Below are 21,705 nucleotides of genomic sequence, written 5' to 3' on the forward strand. Positions count from 1 at the left end.
GTTTGAGTTCTGGGCTTTTGGAAGATTAGTTTGGAAATTCATTATATCAAAATTCGCCGCAAAATTGAACCAATATTCTAAAATTAGTAGCGCTGGAATTGAGTTTGGTAAAAAAGTTTGGTGACGGGGATGAAGATCGGTTTGATATCTGACATCCACTCCAACCTTGCGGCCTTCAAGGCAGTCTTGAGCGACATGCCGAAGGTTGATGGGATTATCTGCATCGGCGATTTGGTGGGTTACGGGGCCGAGCCCAATGAGGTGGTGAAGCTGGCCAGATCAAAAGAAGTCCGGGCGGTGATGGGAAATCACGATTACGCGGCGGTCACGAAGGACGTGCGGGGAATGAACGACCGCGCGGCAACAGCGGCGCTGTGGACGGCGGATGTGTTGAGCCAGGAAAACCTAGATTATCTCGCTTCTTTGCCCCATCATCTTGAGTTCAATGTCAGAGGACAGAGGATTTACGCCGTTCATGGCAGTCCACGCGACCCCCTTAGTGAGTACGTGTTTCCAGATTTTTCCAACCGGGATCTGGCCGAGGTGGTGAGGGAGGTGGAGGCTGATGTAATTGTTTTAGGCCACACCCATATCCCAATGAACAGAATGGTGTTAGGAAAAGCCATCATTAATCCCGGTGGTGTCGGGCAGCCCCGCGATAGAGACCCTAGGGCGAGTTATGCGGTGTTAGATCTGAGCAGGGAAGTGAAGATTCTTTTTCGGCGCGTGGAGTACGATGTCGAAGCTGCCGCGGAGAAAATAAAGGCGGCAGGACTTCCGGAGGAGCTGGCCACAAGGCTATTCTTTGGGTGGTAGAGGCGGCAAAGCAGGTGGCAGCGTTTGTGGTGCGGTTTTTGGCTGGGCCTTCAGCTGCTGTATAGCGAGGACCCTTTCGTTGACAACCACATAGTCGCGGATTGACATCACCGCGCTGAAGGGCACCAGAGCATTCCCGCTCTCATCCCGCTGAATGGTCCCGAGCACTTCCCTTGAAGTCGGCTTAACTATGAGCGAGATGATTCTTCCGTCTTTCTCATCAAAGATAATGTCGCTAACCCTCCCCAACTGAAGACCTCGGTCAGTAATCACTCCTACGGACCTCAACTTGCTCGCTAGGATTTGCACAACTTCGACCTCCGCCATAAGTTCTCTTCGGACCCTTAAAAGGTTTAATAGTGCATGGTGGTGGCCTCTTCGACCGCCCTCTTGCTGAGCCGGTTGGCGAATGATTCGTAGGTTTTTATCATCTCCGGGGTGATCGATGGCCTGACGGTTTCCATAGCTTCGCGGAAATCCTGCATACTGACCTCTTTACCCTTGATGTCCTTTCTCAGTACCAGCATCGCCGCCTCACGACAGAGGGAGGCCAAGTCAGAGCCCGAGTAGCCCTCTGTTTCCTTAGCGATCTGATTGAGGTCCACGTCCTTTGCCAGCGGCATCTTTTTGGTGTGGATCTTCAGGATTTCTAGTCGCGATTTCAGGTCAGGGGCCGGAACCAGCACCAGCCGGTCAAAGCGCCCGGGACGGAGTAGCGCCGGGTCAATCAGGTCAGGACGGTTGGTGGCACCGATGACGACAACCTTTTCAAGCTTTTCCAGTCCATCGAGTTCGGTGAGCAGCTGGCTGATGACTCTCTCAGTCACGTGGGAGTCACCGAAGCCGGAACCTCGCCTAGGCACCAGGGCGTCGATCTCGTCGAAGAAGATCACTGCCGGAGCTGCCATCTTCGCCTTGCGGAAGGTTTCCCTGACCCCCCGCTCAGATTCTCCCACCCATTTTGACAGCAGCTCGGGTCCCTTGATGGAGATGAAGTTGGCCTCGCTCTCTGTAGCCACCGCGCGCGCCAGCATCGTTTTTCCAGTTCCTGGGGGCCCGTAGAGCAGAATGCCGCGTGGTGGTTCAATGCCCAGTCGCTTGAAGGCCTCAGGATACTTCAGCGGCCACTCCACGGCCTCACGGAGTTCCTGTTTGGCCTTTTCCAGACCGCCGATGTCATCCCAGTGTACATCGGGAACCTCCACCAGAACCTCGCGCATCGCGGATGGTTCAACTATCTTCAGGGCATTGTCGAAATCACTTTTGGTCACTTGGAGCTTCTCGAGCACCTCGGTGGGAATTGTTTTCTCATCAAGCTTGATTTCGGGCAGGATTCGGCGCAGGGCGCTCATGGCCGCCTCCTTGCAGAGAGCCTCGAGGTCGGCGCCGACAAAGCCGTGGGTGATGCTGGCATAGTAATCTAGGTCCACATCCTTCGCCAGCGGCATGCCTCGGGTGTGTATCTGGAGAATTTCCTTTCTCCCCTCTCGATCCGGAACACCTATTTCTATTTCCCGGTCAAACCTTCCCGGCCGGCGAATGGCGGGATCAAGAGCATTGGGCCTGTTGGTGGCGCCGATGACGATGACTCTGCCCCGGGATTTCAGCCCATCGAGCGCGGTGTTCAAGGTAGCGACCACTCGCCTTTCAACCTCTCCCGTGACTTCCTCTCGCTTGGGAGCGATGGCATCGAGTTCGTCGATGAAGACGATAGAAGGAGCGTTTTTCTCGGCCTGCTCGAAGATTTCACGCAGACGGGCCTCAGATTCCCCGTACCACTTGGACATTATCTCCGGACCGTTGATGGAGATGAAGTTGGCACCTGACTCGTTGGCTACGGCCTTCGCGATCAGCGTCTTGCCGGTGCCAGGTGGCCCGTGAAGCAGCACGCCTTTCGGAGGATCTATCCCAAGCCGGTCGAAAAGCTCTGGGTGCTTGAGGGGAAGTTCTATCATCTCCCGCACGCGTTCGAGTTCTACCTTCAGTCCCCCGATATCCTCGTAGGTGACGGGTGGTACCTTGAGTTCCTTCAGCTCTACTGCTTCGGGAAGTACTTCCACGTTGGTCATATCGGTGACGAGGACAATCCCGGTGGGGTTGGTATTGGTGACGACGAACTTCACCTCGCCAAGTCCAAAGGGTAGAGCCATGCTGCCGAAGATGCTCCCGAAGAAGTCGTCCATTACCTCCGCCTCAGGCGGAGTTGGCGCAATTAAGTCACCCTTTGCCACCGGTCTGCCGATGAGGTTGCGCTTGATCACGTCGCCCGGTCCCATGAGCCTGACGTTGGGCTCTGTCGGGGCGACCGTCACTGATTTAGCCTCCTTTATCGATGCCTTTCGAACGGTGACTTTTTCTCCTATTGATGTGCCGGCGTTGTGCCTGATCATGCCGTCGATCCTGATTATCTCTAGTCCCCTGTCCTCGGGAGCCCCTTTGATCGCGATGGCCCCGGTTGACCTGGTTCCAGTGATTTCGATGTAGTCGCCCTGCCTGAGGCCGATTTTTCTCATGATGCCTTCGTCGATCAGGGCAAAACCGCGATTTACGTAGTTCTGGTAGCGGTTCTCCGCCACTACCAGCTTCAGCTCAGTTTCAGCCATAATCTCACTCCTCCTCCACCACGAATTTGTACCAAACCAAATGTTCGGCGAATTCCTTAAAGATGCGCTCCACCATCTTAGCGTACTCTTCCTCGATCAATAGGGTGCTGCGGTTGATGAACTCCCAGACATCCTCGGGGATCTCATCCAGGATGCCTGGCGAGTGGTTGCGGCCGGATTTGGTTTCATAGTCATAGCCGCAGAGCGCCCGGTAGAATAGGGTGGCCGGTGAGCCCCGCGACTTGACGTCCCATACAAGTAATATTTTTCTCATGATGCTCACTTGTTATATTTATAACAAACGACCCTATATAAATCTTTTGTTATATATATAACAAATCCGCAGCCTCTAATTATTATCAAGAACATATTGTTGAGAGGTGGAAAAATGAGGCTGGCTTTCATCGACTGCAGCATTGCTGGCGTATCCGGGGACATGCTCACGGCAGCTTTCATTGATGCTGGTGCCTCAGCCGAAAAGGTAAAACGGGCCATGGTCTCCGCAGGAAGCTGCATTAGCCCGGTCGAGGTGAAGATTAAACGCGCGGAGGTCAATGGCGTCAAGGCAACGCGCGTAGAGGTTGAGACGGAGGACCTAGGTGGCAGAGGCTATCAAGAAATCGTGACTAGGCTAAAAAAGATCAGCATGCCGGAAAGAGTTCGCGGCAAGGTATTCGCAGCACTGAGAACACTTGCTGAGGCAGAGTCAAGGGTTCACGGCAGACCGTTGGGAAAGCTTCACCTTCACGAGGTCGGAGCCGCCGATGCCGTTGCCGATATCGTCGGGGCATGCACCGCCGCCGATGACTTGGGTTTGTTTGATGGCGAGATCATCTCAAGCGAAATCGCGGTCGGCAAAGGCATTACCAAGTTTACCCACGGCAGATTACCCATTCCCCCGCCCGCGGTTCTCGAAATACTCAAGGGAAAACCGATCGTGGGCATCGACACCAGGAATGAGCTGACGACCCCCACCGGCGCCGCGCTGATCACCACTCTGGCCAATCGTTATGTGGATGCTTTCCCGCCGATGCGCGTCAGCTCGGTCGGTTACGGGGCCGGCAGTAGGAATTTTCCTTCACCTAACTTTACCCGAGTGTGCGTTGGTGAATCATTGGAAACCCAAGAGATCAAAAAGATCGACGTGCTCGAGACTAACTTAGATAATGTTTCGGGCGAGGTCATCGGTTACACCATTCAAAAGTTGCTGGATGAGGGCGCTTTGGATGCCAACGCCGCCCCGATTATCATGAAGAAGGGAAGACCCGGATTTCTGCTGAGGGTGCTGGCGAGACCCAACGACTCGGAGCGATTGGGTAAGATTCTGATGCAGGAGACGGGGACTTTGGGCGTTCGCTTGATGCCCGCAGTTCATCGGTTAACTCTTGAGCGTGAGATAGGAAAGATTGATGTCAAGCTCGCTGGCTTAAAGTTCAGGCCTCGGGTAAAGGTTTCACGGGAGGGCAACAAAATCGTCAACTGGAGAGTAGAATATGAGGATGCCAAGGCCATCGCGCAGCGTACCGGAGTACCTCTTCGAGAGGTCATCAGGGCAGTGGAGGAAGCCGCCAGGAACAAGCTGAAGTGAAATTTCTGCTCTTTTTTACGAACTACGTCCAAAGATTTTGCGGGAGAGCGCTGAAAAAGTGGATAATTGCAGTAATGCTTGTCCTGCTTTTATTGTTGGGGGAGAGTTTAAACAGCCAGAACTTTACCCCTGACCCATATTTTCAGGAACAGCCGATTATCGAGCGGACCGCGGTGGTCTCCCGTGTAATCGATGGCGACACTATAGAGCTGGAAGGCGGGGAGAAGGTAAGATTGGTAGGCGTTGATGCCCCGGAGCTGCGTTCGAGCGATCCAGTTGAAAGAGAGCTGGCCGAGAAAGCCAAGGAATTTGTTGATAACCTTTGTCCCGAGGGATCCGAGATCGGGCTTAACGTTGACGATTTGGAGCCGAGGGACCGCTACGGGCGCACGCTGGCGCTGGTCTATGTTAGTATCGACAATAGCTGGATAACCCTCAACGTCGAACTGCTTCGATTCGGTTTTGCTGAAATATTATACCTACCGCCATCGGAGTTCAACCCCTATAGATGGTAATAGTTCTCGCCTGCTGTGATGGCGACCGTGGGTGGGTGTGGGGCCTGTTTTGTAGAGAGATTACTTTCGGTGGCCCCTCCTCAAAATTTGCTTAAAAAATCTCAGCTGATTTTCAGTTGATCCAAAAGGCGGCTTCGAGGCAATTTGGAGGTGTGTCATGAGTTTATCAGTACAGTCGGTCGGTACTTTCGCCGGCAGTTTATCACTTGAGCAGGCGTTGGAGAAGGCGATCAAGCGCATGATTGACCAAGAAATGAAGAGGAAAAAAATTGGTGAAGCACTTGCCAATTTAAGAGAGGTAGATTTGGATGTGATGAGGGGCGTTGCCGAAAAAACTCTTTTCAAGGAAGTGGGGATGGATCCCCTTGTTGATGTTCGTGTTTGCGGTGTCGATGGCAGCTTGCTTTATCAGCAGCTGCATGGATTTGACCTCATCTTGGTCAGGGCCTTGGCAGCGATATTTCATTATCGCGGTGCTGTTTTGGAGGGGGTCGAGTATTCGCCGAGTGAGTTGCCGCCGCCGAAGCTGATAGATGTTGTGGAGCCCCTTGATTCTTGGGAGTTTCAGTCATTAGCAGGAATGGAGCGCCAGCTGGCTGAAATCGAAACTGCGGCACAAGTTGCTGAGAGAGGCGGCGTCGAGTCAATATTGCTTGATGGTTCAATTGTTCCCCAGTATGTCGAGCGCTTTCCGAGAAGCCCAATTTTGCTGGAGAAGTATCAAAATTTGATCCGGGCGTACACGAGGCTTTACCAGGTCTGCGCGGAGGCCGGCATTGTCCTTGCCGGAGCGGTTAAGGACAGCCGCGGCACCAGATTAGTTGAAATTCTGAAGGCTGCTTTTGACAAGTTTAACTTGGAGAAAGAAGATTTATTAATCTTGGATAAAACGAGGGACACGGTTCTTCTGAATCACGTGCTCGGAGTTGGCGAGCGCACTTCGGCCTTCACCTATGTGGAGAAGCCCGCGAGCTATGTGCTCAGCGACCTAGGGAGCTGGGGTGCGAGGATTTATGGGTTTTACATCAGGACAGTTCCCTATGACAGGCCGCTCCGAATAGAGTTTTTAAAAGGCGTAGAAAATGTTGCAGAAACAGCCGATCGGGTAGCTTCGTTGGTCTATGCGTTGTCCTCCTATCATGAGGGATTTGGGTTGCCCTCCGTCATTATCGAAGCCGATGCTTGTGCTAGATTGGCGGAAGAGGAACTCAGTTGGGTGAGAGACATCATTTCCGCGCGTTTGGATCCAGACTTTGCCCCCGATCTGAGGCGCGAGAGAAAGCCCTTTTGAGGTGTTGGTTTGGAAATCGGAACTATAATTGTGGATGAAGATTCGCCTTCGCCGGGCAGCTTCAGTTTTGTTGTCACATGCGGCGAGAGCGATATTCCTGTCCGTCAGGGTCAGTTTGTCAGGGTTGAAACTGAGGAGGGCTTGGTGATGGCCTTCGTGACTAATCTTATCAAGACCAACAGGTACTTTGTGCGTGCGGAATCCGTCAGGGAGTATGAACGAAGGGGTAAACCGCTGACGTCGATATTTCCCGCCGATCGCTGGGAGTATTTGGTGGCGAGGGCTCAGGTGCTGGGAGTCCTGAGGGATCAGGGATTAGAGAGGTGCACCTTCCCTCCCTCTCCGGGACAAAGGGTTTTGACGGTGGAAAATGAAATGCTGGCGCAGTTTCTAGGGCTGAGGCTAAGCGGCGGAGTGGAGATTGGGAGGCTTCGGCACCACGATGTTCCGGTAAAACTTGACCTCACCAAGCTGCTGAGAAAACACTTGGCAGTGCTTGCCATGTCCGGTTCGGGTAAGAGCAATTTTGCCACGGTGATTGTGGAAGAGCTGCTTGGCCGTTCAGCAGAGCAAGGTCGACCCGCCGTGATAATAGTTGATGTCCATGGGGAATACGGGGAGCTGGCGAGCCGGACCGCTTATTCCGGTAAAGCGGCCGTGGTGAAGGGAAATGATATTCGCATCGGTGTTCCAAACCTGAGCGCTTATCAGCTAAAGGAGTTCCTGCCTGACGTCTCAGGAGTTCAGCTGCGAGAACTTCAGAGGGTTCTTGAGGAGCTGCGTTTAGAAATGAGGAATGGTAAGGGCCCTTTTGATCTAGATGATGTTATTTCAAGAGTTGAGGCTGAGGAAGGCCTGAATAAACAGCTTCAGCAGGCTTTAGTCGGGTGGCTCAACGACCTGCAGTTCCTCGGGATATTCGATTATGCTGACAACCCCTGCTGGGAACATGCGGTATTGCCGGGGAGGGCGCTGGTCTTGGATTTGAGCGAAATGACCAGCCTCCGCCGCAAGCAGATGATCGTGGCCCACGTTGCCCGAAGACTGTTTCACGCCCGGAAGCGGAATCAGGTGCCCCCCTTTGTGTTTTGCTTGGAGGAGGCGCAGCAGTTCTGCCCCTCTAAGGAGTCCAAGGAAGCGGCGATCTCAAGGCCGGCTCTCGAGACGATTGCGAGGGAGGGGCGCAAGTTCTATGCCTCGCTGATGCTCATCTCCCAGCGCCCGGTTAGGCTGTCGACAACGGTACTCTCGCAGGCCAGCACCAACGTGATACTACGCATAACCAATCCCTATGATCTGGAACACATCAAGCAGTCATCAGAGGCCATAACCAAGGAAGTTGCTGAGATGGTTTCCACTTTGCCGGTGGGCGAGGCTCTTATACTCGGCGAGGCGGTGAACTATCCCATCTTCGTGAGGATCAGGAAGAAGCACACGCAGATATCCAAACATGGGCTCAGCATGGAGGATGCTGTGAGGGAATTTGAAACAATGAATTCAGGGGAAGAAGAGGACGCAAAAGCCTTTATGTGACGGTTCTCAAGCTGGCGCAATTGACTCCGGTTCAACTGCGGGGCGTCTATATTTTTTCAAATGCAGATTTATCCGCCCCGCAGATCGGGCAGACCCAATTTTCCGGCAGCTCCTCGAACGGAGTCCCGGGTTTAATGCCTGAGTCGGGATCGCCCTTTTCTGGGTCGTAGATGTATCCGCAAATCGTGCACTTGTATTTTTGAAATACCAGGGGTTTGGTCGGCTTTTCCTCCTTTATGTATGTCGGAGCCGTAGGTGGAGAGACCCCCCGCTTTATCTCGTGGTAGTAGGCGTAAGTCATCGGTTCCGTGGTACTTAACGTCTGAGCTTCCACAATCTTTCCGATGAAAATGGTGTGAGTGCCTACATCTAGGCTGTTGATGACTTCGGCCTCGAGATAACCCACAGCGTTGTCTAGGACGATGGGGGCACCGGTGACGCCAATTTTGTACTTAACATCTTTGAACTTGTCCGTTTCCCTTCCCGTTTTGAAGCCAAAGTCACCTATAAAATTAAGGGGAGCATCCTTTGCCAAGATCGAGACAGTGAAGACATTGCTTTTTTGGATGATCTCATGGGTCAGGTTTTTTTTATTCAGGCAGACGGCTATCGTCGGTGGATCGGAGGTGGTCTGAAAAACGGTGTTGGCAATTTGTCCGTTCATTTTGTCCTCATATTTAGAACTCACCACATATAGGCCGTAACTAATTTTGTAAAGAGTTTTCAAGTCCATTTTATCGATTCTCCAGGTTTGTATTCATTTTTCTTATAAAAACAATTTTGGTATGCGGTTTTTTTATAATAACGTTGTAATGGATGGCTGACCAATATCTGGGATCGGTATGCGGCTAAAGGACTAGGCGTTGATCCCGACCGAAGATGTCCGTTTTCAGGCTGGCACGAGGCGTGACCTGTGCTCCAACGTGGAGAGGGACCCGGTGAAAGCCACTACGCTGTATTGGCGCACATTGAGTCTAAGGGAAAGAAGCTGGGAATCTAAGGCATGGAAATCAGTCCTCGAGGCAGGCAATCAGCAGCAGCGATTTTTCATAAAGTTTTCTCGCCGCTTCAGGTTGAATTATGTGCTGCTCCAGATATTCACGCATGAATGTGGTGATATCCAACCCGATATAGACAAGGTTTAGCCTTTCGGAGTTTGACTGGTGTGGGCGGCTTTTCGATATTTGTGATGTTTTGGTTCTGAGGTTGTCCAGCTTCAACCTCTTGATTTCTTCCACCAAAGCTTCAAACTCATCGCCGTTATTTTGGTGGCGGGCCAAGTATCCACCTAGCTCTGAGGCTAGCTCCCAGTAGAGGTCGATTGCCGCGAGCATTGATCCATGGTTAGGAAGAACATTCAGCTGCCAGATAGTCCTAGCTCCCAGATGGTCGCTCAGGCGCTCGGTGAACTGGCTGCTGAATGTCAGGATCGGCATTTTTAAATGGGCCGCCAGCATGGATGCCCTTAAATCCGTAAGAGGTATCTCGCGATCAGCCCCGTAAAGCAGCCGTCTGGAGATTTCATCCAGCAGCTCGGGCAGATAAACCACGATCAGTTCACCATCACGCACAAATTGGTTGATCAAGCTATATCCAACTATCAGGTTTCTTACTGATATCAGCTTGTCGCGCGCCAGCCAGCTGTAAGTCGCTGAGGGCAGATAAAGTCCGCCGGCGGCAACGATTCGTTTTGCCGTTTCGAAGCTATCACGATTAATTAGCACGCTTACATCACAGACCGCGCCGAAGTCCTTGATTTTCGCTCCGTTCAGGTGAATTTTGCTATCGGGTGTGATTGATAAATCTGCTTTTTCAACGTTGAACCTTTTCCCAGCATCTTGCAAAGTTCCCGGTGAGTGTTTGGGTGTCAACTATTTATAAAAGGGCAAACGGGGGCCGACAAATTTAGGCTTGAGCCAGTTGCTCTCGCAAGGCCTGAATCCTACGTTCCAGCGAGATGATGGTGGCCGAGTTGTCGTAGGGCTCCAGCTTTCCCTTGCATCTGGAGCACTTAAAATCATTTTCCGCAGCTTCCTCCAGCGTCATCTTCGGACAACCGTTGCTGCAGGAAAAGTAGATAGTGTTTTTCTCTTTCTCCAGTTGTTCCTCCAGCTTTTGTAAGAGGAGCTGGCGGTTAGTTTTCACATAAGCTAGGGCGCGCTCGGGATCGACCTTCCAGTAATAGATGTACCAGCCGCTGTTCTCGTCCCGGACCCTGCGGTAGCTGACCACCCGATTATCGTAGAGGTCATACAGGATCCTCCGGACGAGGTTGAGCCTGATTCCGGTTCTCTTGGCAATTTCCTCGTCGGTCAGCTCTTCTGAGACGATAGCCTTGGCCACAGTATAGCCGTGTTCTCCGGCTATTTGGTGGAGAAGCTCATAAATGGTGGGATTTTCCAGCGAGATGGGAGCCGCCTTTTCCGGCTCAACCTTTACTTTTTTTGCTGAGGCAGCAGTTTTTTTGCCTTGCTTTTTGGCCGTTGTTTTTTTCTTGGTTTTCTCTATTTTTTTAGAAGTCGCTTTTGCCATGGCATCACCATTTTACAACATTTAAATTTTTTTGTTTCTTTTTGTAAATATAATTAACGGGAATCAAAACAAAATAATTGTATTTTTATGACTTTATTTCAATTTTTTTGCCTTTTTCTGTCGGTATTATCTTCATTTTGCTGTTTTTAAACTCCTTTTTTAGTTCAGAACCATGAAAAATCCTATCAAGGAAAATGGCTAGAGCTGCTATCTCAGAATGTGGTTGATTGCCAATAGCAACGTTAAAATCAGCGATTTCAAATACTTCTCTAGGCATTTTTTCGCCGCCAACGATGACGAGGATGTCCTTACCTTTAAGTTTAGGTATGACCTCGTCGACAGGAATTCCATACATGGTCAGGTGTACAATCACACCACCCATGTGGCGCCAAGTCTCCACAACTGCCCTCCAAGATTTACCGCTTTCCACAAAGAAATCTCCGCCCCAGTTCTGAACCACCTTTCTGATGCTCTCCTCGACGGTTTTATCGCTGACATCGGAAATGATCATCCCGTCTGCGCCGAAAGCCCTTGCGACCAGCCCCACGTGGGTGGTCACCCGCTTATCACGGAAGATCCTGTGTCCCATTCGCAAGACTACAACTTTAACCATCATCTGATAATGGGACCACAAGGGCTAAAGGCTGTTAGGTGTTGGCACGAATTGATTCCAAAAGCGCATCTAGGTTGGTGCCTTGGGTAGCTGATATCGGTACTAGGGTTGACGTCATGCTGTGGAGCACTTCCATCTTGCGCTCGAGATCTTCCTCAGTTATTAGATCGATTTTATTGAGCGCGGTGATGGTCTTAACGGAGTACTCGGCTAGGATTTTCTGCGATGTCCTAAGTTTTCTTATTATTTCCGGCACAGGGTCCGACGCGTCCACCAACAACACCACTAAGTCCGCCAGATAGATTTCCTCGAGCGTGGCCTTGAAGGCCTCGAAAAGCCAAGGAGGCAGGTCGTCTATGAAGCCGACGGTATCGGTGAGGAGGATCATCTTGCTCGCCTTTAGCGCCCTGGTTCTGGGCATCAGGGTGGTGAAGTACATGTTGTCCACCTCGGCCTTAGCATCGGTCAGGGCGTTTAGCAGCGTTGACTTTCCTGAGTTGGTGTAGCCGGCCAGCGCCACCAATTTGAACCCCCTTTTTCTTCTGAACTTGCGTCGTTCCTCCCGCGTTTTTTCGATGGACTTCAGCTTTCTGCGCAGGGTGGCGAGCTTGCGCTTAACCATATCATACCTCACGTTGACTTCGTACTCACCACCACCCCGGAAACCGGGCTGTTCCACCGAAAGAAGTGCCTTAATTTGTTCCCGAATTTTGGGTAGTTCGTATTTCAGCCTGGCATATTCTATTTGGAGCTTGGCTTCCGGCGACCCGGCCCTCATGGCGAATATTTCTAACACGATTTGAAATCTGTCGACCACCTCCACGCCGAGAAGACGAGAAAGCTTGTGAGCCTGGGATGGGGTCAGCTGGTTGCGAAAAACAACTCTTTCCGCTTTGGTTGTTTTTACCAATTCTGCCAGTTCTTTCGCCTTTCCCTTCCCGATTTGGTAAGCTGGGTCTGGGTTTCGGACCTGCTGTAGCTTGGCCACGACTTCGTAGTTTAGCGTTTCTACCAAAGCCTGCAGCTCGTTCAAGCGAGACTGTTCGCCAGACAGTAAACGTTCGACGAGGATAACGCGCATGTCCCCTCAATTAAAGCTCGTTGTTCGGACAAAAAATTATGGGTAGAACTGTTCATTCCGGCATGCCAATTTTTGAGCGACCTAAACTTCCACTGAAAGTTTATTAAGGTCTTACAATAGTATTCAACGGGATTAAAGTTGTCCGATTCTACAAAATCTAAGCCCAACTCCAGCGATGAGTCCTACGTGGCGGACTATATCCAGGGGCTCGAGCGCCGAATTCGCGACCTCGAGCACGAGAAGCGCGTTATTGAAAGCCAGTATCTGAAGATGGAGCGGGAGTTGCAGAGCCTGCGCGCCGAGTTTGACCGGATGAGGGCTCCGCCACTTGTCGCTGCGACGCTTATCGATGTGCTGGAAGATGGCCGAGCCATCGTTCGCAGTAGCGCTGGGCCTCACTTTGTGGTCACGGCCTCACAGTTCATCAAACCCGAGGATCTCAAACCCGGCGTCAGGGTGGCGCTTAACCAGCGAAATCTCAGCATCATGGAGATTTTGCCCTCGAAGAAGGATCCTCTCGTGCTGGGGATGGAAGTAGATGAAGCGCCATCGGTGACCTACTCTGATGTTGGTGGGCTTGAGGAACAGATCCGGGAAATCAGGGAGACTGTGGAGCTACCCCTGCTGAGGAAGGATCTGTTCACAAAAGTGGGCATAGACCCTCCCAAGGGCGTGTTGCTCTACGGGGCCTCGGGTACTGGAAAGACGCTGCTGGCTAGGGCGGTGGCGCACGAAACCCGGGCGACTTTCATCAGGGTGGTGGGTTCCGAGCTGGTTCACAAGTACATCGGTGAGGGCGCTAGGATAGTAAGGGAAATGTTTGAGCTGGCCCGGGAGCGGGCCCCTTCGATCGTTTTCATAGATGAGCTTGATGCGATAGGAGCGAGGCGCATGGACGTTTCGACCAGTGGCGACAGGGAGGTCCACAGAACCCTGATGCAGCTTCTAGCGGAAATAGACGGCTTCGATCCGAGGGGCGATGTGAGAATTCTTGCCGCGACTAACCGACCCGATATTCTTGATCCGGCACTGTTACGTCCGGGAAGATTCGACAGGTTGATTTATTTCCCGCTACCGAATGAGTCGGCCAGGTATGCGATATTCAAGATTCACACAGCGAAGATGAATCTAGCCAAAGATGTTGATCTCAAGGCCCTAGCCAAGGCAACCGAGAAGGCCACCGGCGCCGACATAAAGTCGATTTGCACTGAGGCGGGCATGTTCGCAATCAGAGGTGGACGCGATCAAGTGACGCAGGCTGATTTCAACTTGGCCGTGGCAAAGGTTTTACCGCCGAGTCGAATCCATGAGGACTTTGAATTTTCGACCAAACCGGAGAAGATGTACGGTTACTGAGTTCAAGCCCATTTCCACACTTTCAACTTTTCCATATTTTCCTTTAATTCCTATGACTCTTTATCTTTGTTAACAGTAGCTTGGTAATTTCCCGCGGGTCAGCTCTACCCCGAGTGAGTCTGAGCACCTTTCCGGTTAGGAAGTTGATGGCTTCATCCTTTCCCCGCAGATAGTCTTCTACAGCTTTGGGATTTTCCGTGATTACTCGGTCAATTGCAGCCACCAGTTCTGTTGTTTTAATGGGGATAAGACCAAGTTCTCGCATGATTTTTTCGGGATCGTCGGGGTTCCTAGCTAGCTCCCTGAGGATCAGCTCTCCTTGCTCTGGAGTTACGCGATTTTCCCCAACCATCCGGAGTAGCGCCGCGAGTTGTGCCGGTGTGAACTTGACGTCCGCAGCCCGAAGCTTCATGTAGTTGAGTACTTTCTTGAGCCTAGTCTTGAACCAGTTCGCCGCCAGCTTAGGATCGACTTCACTAGCCACGGCTTCGTAAAGATCGGCCAGTTCTCGCTCGCTGACGATGAGTTCCGCTGTCGCTGCCGATATTTTATATTTCTCCATCAATCGCTTTTCCCTCAAATGAGGAGGCTCGGCCATTTTTTCTCGTATCTTTTTGACCCAAGCCTCCTCAAGGATGAGTGGGAAGATGTCGGGGTCAGGTATGTAACGGTAGTCCTCCTCCATTTCCTTAGCCCTCATAGGTACGGTGACCATCTGGCTCTCGAGAAAAGCTCTAGTCTCCCTTTTCACCGCCAATCCCTTCTTCAACCTCTCCTTCTGCCTGATGATCTCGAACTTTAGGGCCCGGTAGGCACCCTTCACCGAGTTGATGTTTTTAACTTCAACCCGGCCGCCGCCTTCAAGGGAGATGTTAACATCGGCTCTCATTGCTCCGCCAGCCTCAGGCCTGACTTTTCCCGTATATTCCAGAACGCGAACAAGAGCCCGCAAGAATTTGCGAGCCTCTTCAGGCGATTTCATGTCTGGCTCAGTGACTATTTCAACGAGAGGTATGCCTGATCGATTGTAGTCAACGGTTCCCGTTGTGGGGTCGTACTGTCCTGGGTCTTCCTCTAGGTGAATTTCCCTGATCCTAACACCCTGCAGGTTACCTCCGCTGGCAATGGGCAAGCTCGTCCGCTGGTAGCCCGAGGGAAGGTCGGGATAGTCGTAGTGTTTCCTCTGGATGTAGATCGTCTGCCCAGTGATGATTTCACACCCAAGCATCAGGGCAATTTCAACCGCGGCTTCTACGGCCTTTTGGTTGGGTGGTAGCGGCTTGGCTCCGGGCATTCCTGTGCAGATGGGACAGATGTTGGTGTTTGGTGGCACTTCCTGATAGTTCGTCGGACAGTTGCAGTACATCTTGCGCTTGGTATTAATCTGCTGGTGGACCTCGAATCCTATCTTTATGTTCATTCGGTGGCCTCCAGTGCTTTCATCACCTTGAGCACTTCAAGCTCGCCCAGCACCCGCCCCTGTATCTGAAGCCCTACAGGGATGCCGCTGATTTCGCCGGCCTTGATGACGCCAGCGCAGATCCCCGCTAGGTTGGCTGGTACGGTGAGATAGTCGTAGGCATACATTTCCATTGGTGTGAGTTTACTTCCAATTCGGTGAGGTAATTTGGGTACAGTGGGTCCGGCGATGACATCTACCTTTTCAAAGGCCGCCATCAATTCCCGCTTGATCAGAGTCCTGACTTGAAGTGCCCGTTGGTAGAACTTCCCTCGGTACTCTTTTTGACTGATGTAGCGACCCCGCATTATCCTCCTTAGCACCTCTTCCCCGCAAACTTCCTCTATTTTCTTTCCATATTTTCTGCCATCGAACTTTCTGGTTCCGGAGAAGAATTCCACCGAGACGATGAGGTAGTAAGCGTAAAGGCCGCGTTCAAGGTTAGGTAAGTCAATCGCAACGATTTCGGCTCCCAGCTCGCGGAGTTTTTCGATGCCTCGGTCGATGACTTTTATGATTGCGGGGTCGGTTAGTTCCGCAAATTTTTCACTGACCCCGACGCGTAATCCCTTGAGATCATCATTCTGAAGTTTCTCAGAGTAGCTAACTTTGTCCACGTTCAGCATGATACACTCGTTGTCACTTCGGCCAGCAATAGTTTCTAGCATCACTACCGTGCCTGAAACATCAGCCGAGAGCGGCCCGATTTGGTCGAGACTCATACCGAGATCGATTAAGCCTTGCCGGGGCACGAGGCCATAGGTGGGCTTAAGACCGACGATGCCGCAGTGGCTGGCCGGATTTCTTATAGAGCCACCGGTGTCGCTGCCAAGACAAATATCGCACAACCCCGCAGCGATCGCCGCAGCACTACCGCTGCTTGAACCACCAGGGATGTGGCCGGGGGCAGCAGGGTTGTCGGTGGGGCCGAAAGCGCTGGACTCGCCGCTTGAGCCACAGGCGAACTCATCCATGTTATTCATGCCGATGATAATTCCATCCTCACCCCTGATCCTTCTGATAACCTCGGCATCGTAGGGCGAAACATAGTCTTGGAGGGTACGTGAGGCGCAGGTTGCTCTCAGCCCAGCGACATTAATGTTTGATTTTATTCCGATGGCGAGGCCGGCCAGTTTTCCCGCCCTTTCACCCTTCTTTATTTTGCGGTCCACTGCCTCAGCTTCCGTCAGGGCGTTCGGGTTGATCTCGATGAAGGAGTTGATCTTCCGGTCCAGCTTTTTGATTTTTTCTAGCAATGAAGAGACATTTTCAACAGCGGAGAGGTCGCCCCGCCTGATTTCAGCCAGCTTTTCTAGCGTTCCTTGGACCATCTCGCCACTTCCACCTTAAGGTTGCCCAGTTCATCGGATTTTGGCATCAGGGAGATGAACCGGCTTCGAAACAGCGAGCGCTCTTCCTCAGACGAAGGCTCATCGTCGGTGCGGACGACGTTGTAGGCCTCTAAGCTGTAGTAGGTCTCCTTTAGTTCCGGAATGTTTTCAGTAGCCTTGACAAATGAGGCGATTATTTCCTCTGCGCTGCGTTTAATTTCCTCTTCCCTGTCGCCCATAGCGTCCCCAGTTGATATCACGTTTGATATAAGAAAAGTTTGGGGTTTATCCAGCACCGAGCAAGCTTAATCCTTTAAAGATAAGATAATTTTAAAGTGGCATTATGAGAAAGCCGGCGAGATTTGGTGAGTCACTACTTGGCGATAAGGTTCGGTGTCGTCTTTGCCCCCGCCTATGTGTAATTCCCATGGGTGAAACCGGTTTCTGTCGCACTCGGTTGAACGATCGCGGCCAGCTTTATACCCTCATCTATGGCTCGGTGACATCGATGGCGATTGACCCTGTGGAAAAGAAACCCCTTTATCATTTTCTGCCCGGCAGCGACTCCTTTTCAATAGGCACGGCCGGTTGTAATCTCGCCTGCCGCCACTGTCAAAATTGGACGATCTCGCAGGCGAACATAGAGGAAGTAGATCATGAGAATATGTTACCCGAGAGGGTGGTGGAGCTGGCCCAGAAGTATCGTTGTCCGAGCATTTCCTACACCTATTCGGAACCATCGATCTGGTTTGAGTTTGTTTACGACACCGCTAAAATTGCCCACGCGGCAGGGATTTACAACATCTACGTCACTAATGGCTACATGAGCCTAGAGGCCTGGGAGGAGATCAAACCTTATCTCGCCGCGGCCAATGTTGATGTGAAAGCCTTTTCCGATGATTTCTATCGAAGAGTCTGTTCCGCTCCGGGACTCGAGCCGGTTTTGAGGACCTGCGAGTGGATGGTGGAAAATGGGATTCACCTTGAGACCACCTACTTGATTATCCCCGGTGAAAACGACAATTCTGAGGAGATCCGCAAATTTTGCCGGTGGGAGGTGGAGAAGCTGGGTCCCGATGTCCCGACTCACTTCAGCCGCTTTTTCCCCATGTATAAAATGAGCGACCGGGAGCCGACCCCGGTAAGGACGCTTGAGCTGGCTCTGAAGATAGCCAAGGAGGAAGGACTGCACTACGTTTACATCGGCAATGTGGCCGGCCACAAGGGCGATAACACCTACTGTCCCAACTGCGGGAAGCTCCTCATTGAAAGGTTTGGCTTTGACATCCTCCGTTACGAGATCAAGGATCATAAATGCCCCAAATGCGGCACCGAAATCAAAATTTTTGGGGAGTACAGCCCAGCCTCAAGATAGCTAGCTTTGCCTTATGGCGGCTTTCAGTTCCTTCATTCCAAGATCTGCGATTTTCTTTGCCTGTTTTTCTGTCTTGGCCTCGGCAAAGCAGCGGAAAATGGGCTCGGTCCCTGAGGGCCTGAGCAGAAGCCAGCCTTCCTCGAACTCTATTCTCAGCCCATCCTCTCGGCAGATTCGATGATCAGAAAATCTCTTGGTCAACCGCTCGAGCACTTTAGCTTTTTTATCGTTGGGACACTCTAGCCTTTTTTTTACTTGGAAGTAGACGGGCAAGGTTAGGTTAAATTCTGAGGCCTTCATTTCGGTTTTGTCCAGGGCTGCAATAAACTGAACCGCAGTCATTATGCCATCCCTGCAGAGCAACCAATCAGGGAAGATCACACCACCATTCTCCTCGCCGGCTATGTCACCACCATTTTTTCGAAACTCCTCGACCAGCTCAGGCTCACCAACTTTGGTTCTTACCACCTCGCCACCCAGCTTGGTGGCGACATCTTCAAGGACAGAGCTCGTGGCCACGGTGGTCAGGATTTTGGGCCTAGTTTTTTCACCAAGGTAATGTAGGGCCACATGGGCGAAAACTCTATCTCCGCTGATAATTTCACCGCGTTCGTCAACGATAAGGGTTCGGTCGGCATCACCATCGTGCGCCACCCCCAGATCGGCCTTACAACCGACGACGGTCTTGGCCAGCTCCTTCAGATTTTCGGGGACGGTTTCCAGTTTTCGGCCCGGAAAGGTTCCATCAAGCTGGCCGTTGATTGAAATCACCTTGCAGCCCAGCTCCCTGAGAAGTCCAGGTGTGACTAGATTCCCTACGGCGTTGGCGCAGTCGAGGACCACCTTCAACTCACGTCTGAACTTTGGAACCCTTTTTTTGATGGCGGCAACATAGTGGGACAAAGCCTCCGCGCTTTCAAAGTGCCCAATGTCGCACCAGCTCACCATCTTTGTACCGCGGGAGATTATGCGTTCAATTTTTTCCTCCCGCCAGCGCTGAAACCCAGCGCCATCGCAGTCCCAGAATTTGATTCCGTTGTATTCAGCAGGATTGTGAGAGGCGGTGATCATGACTCCAGCGTCGCAGCTGAAGTATCTGGTGGCGAAGGACAGCACTGGAGTTGGGATCAGACCCAGCCTGACGGCATCGCAGCCGCCGGAGTTCAGGCCAGCTACCAGCGCTTCTTCAAGCATCACACCGGAGGTCCTGTTGTCTCTTCCCACAGCAACTCTGCCACGGTTGCCAAGATCGGTCGCCAGTGCTTGGCCCAGCTCGAGCGCAGTTTTTATTGTCAGCTCCTTGTTAACTATTCCTCTAACTCCAAAGGTTCCGAAGAGTTTGGGCATGAATGTCAACTCATAATCGCCGCACAAATATTAAATCGTGACGTGATAGTTTACTCGGGCCCGTGGCCTAGCTAGGATAAGGCGGCAAGTTGAAAAACCCGCAGGCCTTCTATCCCGGCGAGGAGAGCTGCATATCGTGGGTTCAAATCCCACCGGGCCCGCCTCTTCAACCCTTTCTTGGGAAGAAAGCGTTGACGGAAAGAAATTATTTTCGCCGTTTTTGTCAAAGTCCGCCCCATTTTCCATTCCCAGGGCTTTCCTGAGTTGATATTCCAGAAAGCGGCTCAGGTTTATGCCTCTTTCCCTGGCGGCTTTGACGATCTCGGGGTCAAGGGTCAGGCAGGTGATTTTCCGTTTGCGTTTGCGTGCATATACACATACATATTCAGGCATGGTTGCCTCATTGCTTTGTAATACGCAACTGATTATAATCTGTTGTGGATGAATTCGCGCAAGAAAAGAAGGCAAGGAGATGCTGTCCTGAAGAAGTTAATATACGTTAACTTCTGCTTCAGAGCCGTTCCCTGCCCGTTTTTCAGAAGTTAAGATGGCAATAATTTATGGTTTCCCTTAGGGTGGTGATAGAAGGACCCAAGTATAAGGTAAGTAAGTGACGAGTCAGCTCTTTCCTTTGGATGCCGTGGTCAAGAAGTTAAATCAACGACACCTCGGATCTCCTTTATCGGCTGTTTTTTCAAACGGGAACAAAAATGCCATCTTGTTTCCTGACACCAAACAGAGGCAGAATTGAGCTTATTTTATCTGTTTTTGCCCACAGTATGTAGATACATCTTTATATATAGCGGCCGAGAACACCGAGAAACTGCGCCGCCCATTGGGTCGAGGGCATATGATTATCCATTTCGGCCGGACCCTCACCGCGAAGTGAAGCAGGCAGGCAGCGCCAAGGTGGTTAAGGGGTATCCTCCGGCTGCAAAAGGGACAGACCACGGTATCCATTCATCCATCACCTTACCACCATCCAGATCAGGAGCGCGATGAGGAGCACGACAACGAAAAATAAGATCGGGGTCCCGTTTTCGAGCGGGAGCAGCTCGGTGGGCTCGGTGCTTACCTGGCCGATGAGGTCTCCAGCCATGTCGGAAAACGGAATCCAGGCAAGGGCCACGATGAGGACAATCGACAGAAAAACGGCCAGCGTTATCTCCTTCATGGCAGGTCGTCCCATTCCTCCCGGTCCCAGCTTTCCCATTCCTCCCAGTCGTCTTTGTATCTTCTCAGCGGTGCGAAATAGCAGCGGCCGCGGAAGAAATAGACGAAAAACAGACCAACCCTGTCCCTAATCCCGGCTTCGATCAAGGTGGTGGTGCTTATCCCTAAGAGGCGGGAGATGGTCCCGGCGCGCAGGGTTTTGCGGTATCGCCTCAGCAGGGCCGCAACCCTTGCGTTTATCCTCCTATGGCTTGGCTGATACACTATCAGGCGCCTCCAGGCGGGTCAGTTTCGGCAGCTCCTCCAGCGGCAGGTAGAGGTCCAGGTCCACGGTGCCGGTGTTCCCGAAAGCGTGATCCCGGCCCTCAAACCTCAGGTGGAGCTGGAGCTGCCGCCTGCCGGACTGCTCGATGACCTTGGCGCTGAGGAAACCATCCCTCTGCTCGGACCTCAAGGCGTGGTCGTTGTTCATGGTGCGCAGGATCACGTAATCGGGATGGATGAACACCTCTGGGGAGACCCGTTTTGGTAAGGGTAAAGGCCGGCGGGTGGAGGTTGCGCTGGACCCCGCCGGCCGGTTCTTTGGTGGCCGCTGGTTTGGTAAATGAGCGTCAAACACGGCGATCACCCTTGAAGGGCAGGGACTTGGCGATGATGACGACCTGCCCGTCTTTCCGGAAAGCGCCGATTTTGAACTCCTGGCCCTTGAAGACGCCGCACCTCGACACGATTTCATCGGGCAAGGGCAGGACCAGGTGCCACTGGGTTTCTATGACGGTCTTGACGGCGTATTTCATTTTTCGGCCTCCTTTGCTTTCTGGAATATTTCCTCTACCAGCGGGTTGGCGATCTCCCAGTTGGCTTGGTCCATGACGATCTCTTTCACCTTTTCCAGGAACCACCGTTCATCGGCGCGGAGGACCTTCAGGAAGGCGCAGACGGGAGAGGCCGACCACCAGACGGGGAACTTGAAGCCCTCTGCCTTTTCCAGATATTCGGAATAGAGCCGTTGGATTTCCTCGGTGGCCTGCTGCGTGAGCCTGCGGTTTGACGGGTAAAAGTCGTAATCGATGGTGGAGTATTTTACTGAGC

The 21,705-nt window shown here is 52.1% G+C and carries 24 protein-coding genes, 1 tRNA gene and 1 pseudogene; 8 read left to right on the forward strand and 18 right to left on the reverse strand.

All coding sequences use genetic code 11. The features are described from left to right. Nucleotides 1-129: 129 nt before the first annotated feature. Entirely contained in the window at nt 130-816 is a 687-nt protein-coding gene (locus QXT02_RS05310; RefSeq protein WP_342812374.1) for a metallophosphoesterase family protein, read from the forward strand. On the opposite strand, the gene QXT02_RS05315 is transcribed toward QXT02_RS05310, so the two are convergent. Genes QXT02_RS05315 through QXT02_RS05325 form a run of 3 tightly spaced genes read right to left on the reverse strand, consistent with a single transcriptional unit; the run spans nt 799 to nt 3,693 of the window. After that, the gene (locus tag QXT02_RS05315; RefSeq protein WP_342812375.1) at nt 799-1,143 is read right to left on the reverse strand and encodes a PRC-barrel domain-containing protein; all 345 of its coding nucleotides are present in this window, start codon (nt 1,141-1,143) and stop codon (nt 799-801) included. The genes QXT02_RS05310 and QXT02_RS05315 overlap by 18 nt on opposite strands. Before the next feature lie 26 nt (nt 1,144-1,169). Continuing rightward, nucleotides 1,170-3,419: a CDC48 family AAA ATPase gene (locus tag QXT02_RS05320; protein ID WP_342812376.1), complete on the reverse strand. Its 2,250-nt coding sequence runs from the start codon at nt 3,417-3,419 to the stop codon at nt 1,170-1,172. Nucleotides 3,420-3,423: 4 nt separating this feature from the next. Next, on the reverse strand, nt 3,424-3,693 hold the full coding sequence (locus QXT02_RS05325; protein WP_342812377.1) for a hypothetical protein: 270 nt from the start codon (nt 3,691-3,693) through the stop codon (nt 3,424-3,426). Nucleotides 3,694-3,807: 114 nt separating this feature from the next. Between QXT02_RS05325 and larC the strand changes: the two genes are divergently transcribed. The 4 genes from larC to QXT02_RS05345 all read left to right on the forward strand — a co-directional run bounded on the left by larC (nt 3,808) and on the right by QXT02_RS05345 (nt 8,346). After that, nucleotides 3,808-5,007, forward strand: coding sequence for a nickel pincer cofactor biosynthesis protein LarC (gene larC, locus QXT02_RS05330; protein ID WP_342812378.1), 1,200 nt, complete (start codon nt 3,808-3,810; stop codon nt 5,005-5,007). Nucleotides 5,008-5,081: 74 nt separating this feature from the next. Beyond that, entirely contained in the window at nt 5,082-5,522 is a 441-nt protein-coding gene (locus QXT02_RS05335) for a thermonuclease family protein (protein WP_342812380.1), read from the forward strand. 157 nt (nt 5,523-5,679) lie between these two features. Beyond that, the gene (locus tag QXT02_RS05340; protein WP_342812381.1) at nt 5,680-6,813 is read left to right on the forward strand and encodes a DNA double-strand break repair nuclease NurA; all 1,134 of its coding nucleotides are present in this window, start codon (nt 5,680-5,682) and stop codon (nt 6,811-6,813) included. A 9-nt stretch (nt 6,814-6,822) separates the two neighbouring features. Continuing rightward, nucleotides 6,823-8,346: an ATP-binding protein gene (locus QXT02_RS05345; protein ID WP_342812382.1), complete on the forward strand. Its 1,524-nt coding sequence runs from the start codon at nt 6,823-6,825 to the stop codon at nt 8,344-8,346. 46 nt (nt 8,347-8,392) lie between these two features. On the opposite strand, the gene rd is transcribed toward QXT02_RS05345, so the two are convergent. The 5 genes from rd to hflX form a co-directional block, all read right to left on the reverse strand. Beyond that, complete coding sequence (rd, locus tag QXT02_RS05350; RefSeq protein WP_342812383.1) at nt 8,393-9,079, reverse strand: rubredoxin; 687 nt, start codon at nt 9,077-9,079, stop codon at nt 8,393-8,395. A gap of 277 nt (nt 9,080-9,356) precedes the next feature. Then, entirely contained in the window at nt 9,357-10,190 is an 834-nt protein-coding gene (locus QXT02_RS05355; RefSeq protein WP_342812384.1) for a hypothetical protein, read from the reverse strand. Between the two features lie 61 nt (nt 10,191-10,251). Continuing rightward, on the reverse strand, nt 10,252-10,878 hold the full coding sequence (gene tfe, locus QXT02_RS05360; RefSeq protein ID WP_342812385.1) for a transcription factor E: 627 nt from the start codon (nt 10,876-10,878) through the stop codon (nt 10,252-10,254). Nucleotides 10,879-10,963: 85 nt separating this feature from the next. Next, nucleotides 10,964-11,494, reverse strand: a complete 531-nt coding sequence (locus QXT02_RS05365) for a tRNA (cytidine(56)-2'-O)-methyltransferase (protein ID WP_342812386.1) — start codon at nt 11,492-11,494, stop codon at nt 10,964-10,966. A 31-nt stretch (nt 11,495-11,525) separates the two neighbouring features. Next, a complete protein-coding gene (gene hflX, locus QXT02_RS05370; protein ID WP_342812387.1) occupies nt 11,526-12,572 on the reverse strand; it encodes a GTPase HflX in 1,047 nt (348 codons plus the stop codon). Nucleotides 12,573-12,758: 186 nt separating this feature from the next. On the opposite strand from hflX, the gene QXT02_RS05375 reads away from it, so the two are divergent. Then, entirely contained in the window at nt 12,759-13,928 is a 1,170-nt protein-coding gene (locus QXT02_RS05375) for a proteasome-activating nucleotidase (RefSeq protein ID WP_342812399.1), read from the forward strand. Between the two features lie 43 nt (nt 13,929-13,971). On the opposite strand, the gene gatB is transcribed toward QXT02_RS05375, so the two are convergent. Genes gatB through QXT02_RS05390 form a run of 3 tightly spaced genes read right to left on the reverse strand, consistent with a single transcriptional unit; the run spans nt 13,972 to nt 16,957 of the window. Next, the gene (gatB, locus tag QXT02_RS05380; RefSeq protein WP_342812400.1) at nt 13,972-15,342 is read right to left on the reverse strand and encodes an Asp-tRNA(Asn)/Glu-tRNA(Gln) amidotransferase subunit GatB; all 1,371 of its coding nucleotides are present in this window, start codon (nt 15,340-15,342) and stop codon (nt 13,972-13,974) included. A 2-nt stretch (nt 15,343-15,344) separates the two neighbouring features. Further along, nucleotides 15,345-16,718, reverse strand: coding sequence for an Asp-tRNA(Asn)/Glu-tRNA(Gln) amidotransferase subunit GatA (gatA, locus tag QXT02_RS05385; RefSeq protein ID WP_342812388.1), 1,374 nt, complete (start codon nt 16,716-16,718; stop codon nt 15,345-15,347). Continuing rightward, nucleotides 16,700-16,957 carry an Asp-tRNA(Asn) amidotransferase GatCAB subunit C gene (locus QXT02_RS05390; protein WP_342812390.1) on the reverse strand — a complete coding sequence of 86 codons (258 nt, stop codon included), beginning with the start codon at nt 16,955-16,957 and terminating at the stop codon, nt 16,700-16,702. The genes gatA and QXT02_RS05390 overlap by 19 nt, the downstream gene beginning before the upstream one ends. Before the next feature lie 104 nt (nt 16,958-17,061). Here QXT02_RS05390 and amrS point away from each other — a divergent pair, with 104 nt between their 5' ends. Next, complete coding sequence (gene amrS / locus QXT02_RS05395) at nt 17,062-18,093, forward strand: AmmeMemoRadiSam system radical SAM enzyme (protein WP_342812391.1); 1,032 nt, start codon at nt 17,062-17,064, stop codon at nt 18,091-18,093. Here amrS and glmM read toward each other — a convergent pair whose 3' ends face one another. Further along, complete coding sequence (glmM, locus tag QXT02_RS05400) at nt 18,094-19,440, reverse strand: phosphoglucosamine mutase (RefSeq protein ID WP_342812392.1); 1,347 nt, start codon at nt 19,438-19,440, stop codon at nt 18,094-18,096. A 56-nt stretch (nt 19,441-19,496) separates the two neighbouring features. Between glmM and QXT02_RS05405 the strand changes: the two genes are divergently transcribed. Beyond that, nucleotides 19,497-19,601, forward strand: a tRNA-Arg gene (locus QXT02_RS05405). Nucleotides 19,602-19,695: 94 nt separating this feature from the next. Here the strand turns inward: QXT02_RS05405 and QXT02_RS06755 are convergent. The 6 genes and pseudogenes from QXT02_RS06755 to QXT02_RS05430 form a co-directional block, all read right to left on the reverse strand. After that, a pseudogene (locus QXT02_RS06755) lies at nt 19,696-19,833 on the reverse strand (type II toxin-antitoxin system CcdA family antitoxin); the annotation flags it as partial. A 574-nt stretch (nt 19,834-20,407) separates the two neighbouring features. Next, nucleotides 20,408-20,629, reverse strand: coding sequence for a hypothetical protein (locus QXT02_RS05410; protein ID WP_342812393.1), 222 nt, complete (start codon nt 20,627-20,629; stop codon nt 20,408-20,410). Next, a complete protein-coding gene (locus tag QXT02_RS05415; RefSeq protein ID WP_342812394.1) occupies nt 20,611-20,877 on the reverse strand; it encodes a hypothetical protein in 267 nt (88 codons plus the stop codon). The genes QXT02_RS05410 and QXT02_RS05415 overlap by 19 nt, the downstream gene beginning before the upstream one ends. After that, a complete protein-coding gene (locus QXT02_RS05420) occupies nt 20,858-21,232 on the reverse strand; it encodes a hypothetical protein (RefSeq protein WP_342812395.1) in 375 nt (124 codons plus the stop codon). The genes QXT02_RS05415 and QXT02_RS05420 overlap by 20 nt, the downstream gene beginning before the upstream one ends. Further along, nucleotides 21,225-21,356, reverse strand: a complete 132-nt coding sequence (locus QXT02_RS05425; RefSeq protein ID WP_342812396.1) for a hypothetical protein — start codon at nt 21,354-21,356, stop codon at nt 21,225-21,227. The genes QXT02_RS05420 and QXT02_RS05425 overlap by 8 nt, the downstream gene beginning before the upstream one ends. A 50-nt stretch (nt 21,357-21,406) precedes the next feature. Then, on the reverse strand, nt 21,407-21,705 hold a 299-nt coding region (locus tag QXT02_RS05430; protein WP_342812398.1), incomplete at its 5' end, for a hypothetical protein.

It is taken from the genome of Hadarchaeum sp. (SeqCode) (genome assembly GCF_038871235.1).
Taxonomy (GTDB): domain Archaea; phylum Hadarchaeota; class Hadarchaeia; order Hadarchaeales; family Hadarchaeaceae; genus Hadarchaeum.